At 63.2% G+C, this 5,107-nt stretch carries 6 protein-coding genes; 2 read left to right on the forward strand and 4 right to left on the reverse strand.

Features of this window, described 5'->3' with window-relative positions:
- Nucleotides 1–1,497, reverse strand: a 1,497-nt coding sequence (locus EN943_RS34775) for a Do family serine endopeptidase (RefSeq protein WP_127416353.1), incomplete at its 3' end; no start/stop codon positions are given.
- Between the two features lie 194 nt (nt 1,498–1,691).
- On the opposite strand from EN943_RS34775, the gene EN943_RS34780 reads away from it, so the two are divergent.
- Nucleotides 1,692–1,961, forward strand: coding sequence for a CopG family ribbon-helix-helix protein (locus EN943_RS34780; protein ID WP_127416354.1), 270 nt, complete (start codon nt 1,692–1,694; stop codon nt 1,959–1,961).
- The gene (locus EN943_RS34785; protein ID WP_127416355.1) at nt 1,958–2,266 is read left to right on the forward strand and encodes a type II toxin-antitoxin system RelE/ParE family toxin; all 309 of its coding nucleotides are present in this window, start codon (nt 1,958–1,960) and stop codon (nt 2,264–2,266) included. The genes EN943_RS34780 and EN943_RS34785 overlap by 4 nt, the downstream gene beginning before the upstream one ends.
- Here the strand turns inward: EN943_RS34785 and EN943_RS34790 are convergent.
- The 3 genes from EN943_RS34790 to ccmE all read right to left on the reverse strand — a co-directional run.
- Nucleotides 2,263–2,727: a cytochrome c-type biogenesis protein gene (locus EN943_RS34790; RefSeq protein ID WP_127416356.1), complete on the reverse strand. Its 465-nt coding sequence runs from the start codon at nt 2,725–2,727 to the stop codon at nt 2,263–2,265. The genes EN943_RS34785 and EN943_RS34790 overlap by 4 nt on opposite strands.
- Nucleotides 2,724–4,715, reverse strand: coding sequence for a heme lyase CcmF/NrfE family subunit (locus EN943_RS34795; protein WP_127416357.1), 1,992 nt, complete (start codon nt 4,713–4,715; stop codon nt 2,724–2,726). The genes EN943_RS34790 and EN943_RS34795 overlap by 4 nt, the downstream gene beginning before the upstream one ends.
- 32 nt (nt 4,716–4,747) lie before the next feature.
- The coding region (gene ccmE / locus EN943_RS34800; protein WP_164778542.1) for a cytochrome c maturation protein CcmE at nt 4,748–5,107 on the reverse strand (360 nt) is incomplete at its 5' end.

Genomic DNA, 5,107 nt, shown 5'->3' on the forward strand with positions numbered 1-5,107 from the left:
CATCAGCACTGCCTTGCGGCCGGATTTGACTGCATCGGTCATCGCCTTGGTGACGTCTTCGGTGCCGTTCACTTCGGTCGAATTGACTGACGTGATGACGTCGCCCGGCTGGATGCCGCGATCGGCGGCGTCGCTGTCGGGATCGACATCGGTCACCACCAGTCCCTTGCCGTTTTCGGACTTGGTGACGGTCAGGCCGAGATCGGCCAGCGTGTCTGGCTTTGCCGGAGCGGCGGGCTGCTGCTGGTCGACAGAGGCCTGCTTGTCGCTTGAGGGCAGTTTGCCGAGATCGACCTTGACCGCCTGGCTCTTGCCGTCGCGCCACACGGTGACGTCGACCGACTTGCCAGGCGAGTAGGCGCCGATCAACCGTGCCAGTTCCTTCGGGGAAGCGACATCCTTGCCGTCGACCTGGGTGATCACGTCACCGGCCGTGATGCCGGCCTTCTTGCCGGGACCATCGTCCTGGGCACTGGAAACCAGCGCGCCATTGTTGGACTTCAGACCGAGCGACTCGGCGATGTCGGAAGTAACCGGCTGGATTTCGACACCGAGCCAGCCGCGCTGCACCGAACCGCTCTTCATCAGGTCCTGAACGACCTGCTTGGCGGTCGAAGCGGGAATGTCGAAGGCGATGCCGACGCTGCCGCCGGACGGCGAGAAGATCGCGGTGTTGATGCCGACGACCTGGCCGTTGAGGTTGAAGGTCGGGCCGCCCGAATTGCCGCGGTTGACCGATGCGTCGATCTGGATGAAGTCGTCATAAGGGCCGGCGCCGATGTCGCGGCCGCGGGCGGAGACGATGCCGGCGGTGACGGTGCCACCAAGGCCGAACGGATTGCCGACGGCCACCACCCAGTCGCCGACGCGAACCTTGGAGTCGTCGGCAAAGTCGACATAGGTAAACTTGCCGACGCCGTCGACCTTGCGCACGGCGAGATCGGTGCGCGGGTCAGTGCCGATCAGCTTGGCGTCGAGTTCCTTGCCGTCATTCATCACCACGGTGAAGGCCGAGCCTTCCGAAACGACGTGGTTGTTGGTGACGAGGTAGCCGTCATCCGAGATGAAGAAGCCGGACCCTTGAGCAACCGGCCGCGGCTGGTCGTTGTTGCGGTCGCGGTGGCTGAAGCGCCTGTTGCCGCCACCCTGGCCGTCCTGGTCACCAAAGCCACGGAATTCCTTGAAAAAGCGGCGCAGCTGCGGATTGTTGGGCAGGTTGTTCATGCCATCCTGGTCGTCGGACGGATCAGAGCCGTCATCGGCGGCCGGGCTGATCTTGGCCTTGACTTTGACGCTGACAACAGCGGGAGAAACGCGCTCGACGACATCGGCGAAGCCCGGCACCTGCGGCGCCTCGACACGCACGGCATCGGCGAGAACAGGGCTGGTTCCGCTGGTCAGCGCACCGACGCCGATCGCACCGGCCACGGCGACAGATGCGACGGCAGCCATGAGACGCTTGCGGGTGACGGAATATGAATTGGGGGCAATATTCATGGATTTCTTATCCTCTTTCAAACGGACGCTGCTTGATCGGCATCCTCAGGAAAAGAGAATTAGAGCGGCACACATTACAGCGCCATTTCCGACACATGAAACTTTGGTAATGTTTGGGGTCAGGGGACGTACCCCCCTTGGCTGCGACGTCCGATGTGCTATCTTGTACACAACTCAGCACAAGGCTTTCATAAATGACGGCAAGCACCACCATGACCATCCGGGTCTCTTCCGAAACCAAGCTGAAGCTGGAGCGGATCGCCACCGACACCCGGCGTAGCAAATCGTTCCTCGCCGCCGAGGCGGTCTCCGCCTACGTTGATCGCGAACTCGATATCATTGAAGGCATCAAACGCGGCATGGAAGATGCGGCGGCTGGCCGTGTCGTGCCTCACGACGATGCCATGGCGGAAATCGACGCGGTCATCGAATCGGCGGAAGCCAAGCGCTTGGGCAAGGCGTGAAGCGGTTCGTCGCCTGGTCGCGAGAAGCGCTGGACGATCTTAAGCAGCAAGTTGCCTTTATCGCTCAGGACAATCCTGCAGCCGCCCGACGCCTGGCGGATCGTATTCGTGAAATGGGCCGGGGCCTTGGTGATATGGCGACGGGCCGGCCAGGCCGGGTAACAGGCACATATGAGAAGCCCATCGGCCGCCTGCCCTACATCATTGCCTATGATTTGCGCCCGATCGCTGGCCGTCAGAGCGTCATTATCTTGCGCGTCATTCACACGTCGCGGGACTGGCCCTCGGAGGAATGGCCGAGCTAATTGCCTAGTATCTTGTCCAACGATGCCTGCTCTTCGGGCGACAGGGATTTTGTCGCCAGCGTGCGGCGCGACCGCGCGGTAAACACGATGAAAATGCCGCCCACCAGCAACAGCAGGACAGGCGTGCCCCACAGCAACGCATTGCGCAGGTCGAAACGCGGCTTCAGCAGCACGAACTCGCCGTAACGCGACACCACGTAATCCATCACCTGCTGGTCGGTGTCGCCGGCAACGAGGCGCTGACGCACGAGGACGCGCAGGTCGCGGGCAAGGTCGGCATCGGATTCGTCGATCGACTGATTCTGGCAGACCATGCAGCGCAAGCCTTCCGACAGCGCCCGCGCCCGCGCCTCAAGCGCGGGATCAGCCAGCATCTCGTCAGGCTTCACCGCCAAGGCCGTGCCGGCAAAAAACAGCGCCAGCAGCAGGACAATGGAGGTCAGCGAAAGCCGTGCGCTCATGGCAGGGTCGCGGATGGCACCGCGCTCGCCTGCTTGCGCCGTCGCGACGGCGCGCCGACGCGCAGGCGCCGGTCCATCAGCGACATCGCCGCGCCCGCCATCATCATCAGGCCACCGCCCCAGATCAACGTCACCAGCGGCTTCCACCACAGACGCACGACGACGGAACCGTCTTTGCCCTCGTCGCCGAGCGAGATGTAGAGCTGCGAGAAACCTATCGTCCTGATGCCGGATTCCGTCGTCGTCATCTGCCGCACCGGATAGAACCGCTTGGCGGAGCTGATCTCGCCGACTGGACTGCCGCTGACGCCGATCAGTTCGAAGCGGCCGCGATCCTCGCTGTAATTCGGTCCCTGGGCCGGATAAAGCCCGACGAAACGCAGCGTATGGCCGGACAGTTCGACGGTCTCGCCGGCATGCATCGACAGGATCTTCTCTGTGCCGAAGCAAAGTGTGCCGACGATGCCGAGCGTGGTCAGACCGAGGCCGAGGTGAGCGAAAGCGGTGCCGAAAACCGAGCGCGGCAAGCCGAGCAAGCGCCTGACCATGATCCCGGCGGCGACATTGCCGACCCCCGATTTGACGGCGAGATCGGTGAGCGCGCCAAGGATCAGCCAGACGGCAAGGCCGACGCCCAGGGCTGCGAACACCGACGCGCCGTCGATGAACAGAGCGGTGACCAGCGTCGCCAGGAGGGCTGCGGCGAACGCCACCATAAGGCGCTGCGCGACGGCGAAGACATCGCCGCGCTTCCAGGCCAGCAGCGGCCCGAATGGGACCACCAGCAACAGCGGCACCATCAGCGGTCCGAAGGTCAGGTTGAAGAACGGCGCGCCGACCGAGATCTTGTCGGCTGAAAAAGCTTCGACGGCGAGCGGATAGAGTGTGCCGACGAGGACGGTCGCCGTCGCCGTCGTCAGGAACAGATTGTTGAGGACGAGCGCCCCTTCTCGGGAAATCGGGTGGAACAGGCCGCCGGTCGTCAGCCGGGAAGCGCGCAGCGCAAACAGCGCCAGCGAGCCGCCGATAAACAGCGTCAGTATGCACAGGATAAACACGCCGCGCGTCGGATCGGTGGCAAAGGCGTGCACCGAGGTCAGCACGCCTGAACGCACGAGGAAGGTGCCGAGCAGCGACAGCGAAAAGGTCAGGATGGCGAGCAGCAGCGTCCAGATCTTCAGCGCCGAGCGCTTTTCCATGACGATGGCCGAATGGAGCAGCGCGGTCCCCGCCAGCCACGGCATGAAGGAGGCGTTCTCGACCGGATCCCAGAACCAGAAACCGCCCCAGCCAAGTTCATAGTAGGCCCAGTACGATCCCATGGCGATGCCGCCGGTCAGGAACATCCAGGCAACCAGCGTCCACGGCCGCACCCAGCGCGCCCAGGACGCGTCGATGCGGCCTTCGATGAGGGCAGCGACCGAGAAGGAAAAACAGATCGAGAAGCCGACATAGCCGAGATAGAGAAACGGCGGGTGGATGGCGAGGCCGAGATCCTGCAGGATCGGGTTGAGATCGCGGCCTTCGATCGGCGCCGGGTTGAGCCGGATGAACGGATTGGACGTCGCCAGGATGAACAGGAAGAAGGCGGCGCCGATGGCGCCTTGCACCGCAAGCACATTGGCGCGCAGCGTCGCCGGCAGGTTGGAGCCGAAAGCGGCGACGAGTGCGCCGAAGAAGGTCAGGATCAACACCCAAAGCAGCATCGAGCCTTCATGATTGCCCCAGGTTCCGGTGATCTTGTAGATCAACGGCTGCAAGGAATGCGAGTTCTCCCACACACTCGCCACCGAGAAATCGGAACTTGCATAGGCACTCGCCAGTGCGGCGAAAGACAGTGCCGTCAAGGCAAAGCCGGTCACCGCGACCGGACCGCCGACGGCCATGAGGCGCTGGTTGTTCAGGCGCGCGCCAAACAGCGGCACGACCGTCTGCACCAGCGAAAGCGCAAACGCCAGGACGAGGGCGAAATGTCCGGTTTCAACCATGCCCGTGATCCACTGTCGCTCTCCTGCCGGAGCTATTCACTCTTGCTCTCCTGCCAGACGCCCTTGGCCTTGAGGCCGTCCGCAACCTCCTTGGGCATGTAGCGCTCATCATGCTTGGCCAGCACGCTATCGGCAACAAAAACCCCGTCCGGGCCGAAAGTACCCTCGGTGATGACGCCCTGCTCTTCGCGGAAAAGGTCGGGCAGGATGCCGGTGTAGGTGACCTTGACCGATTTGTGCGTGTCAGTGACCGAAAAGCCGACCGTCGCCCCCTGCCCGCGCTGGATCGTGCCTTTTTCGACCAATCCACCCAACCGGATGCGCTGGCCAGGCTGGACACTGGCGGTGGGGAGATCGGCCGGCATGGAGAAATAGGAGGCCCTCTTGCCAAG

The organism is Mesorhizobium sp. M7A.F.Ca.US.006.01.1.1, from assembly GCF_003997935.1.
GTDB lineage: Bacteria > Pseudomonadota > Alphaproteobacteria > Rhizobiales > Rhizobiaceae > Mesorhizobium.

What these genes read in the sequence shown, in the direction of transcription:
- EN943_RS34795 (WP_127416357.1), bottom strand. Translation starts at nt 4,715, where the DNA reads ATGGTTGAAACCGGACATTTCGCCCTCGTCCTGGCGTTTGCGCTTTCG.
- EN943_RS34790 (WP_127416356.1), bottom strand. Translation starts at nt 2,727, where the DNA reads ATGAGCGCACGGCTTTCGCTGACCTCCATTGTCCTGCTGCTGGCGCTG.
- EN943_RS34780 (WP_127416354.1), top strand. Translation starts at nt 1,692, where the DNA reads ATGACGGCAAGCACCACCATGACCATCCGGGTCTCTTCCGAAACCAAG.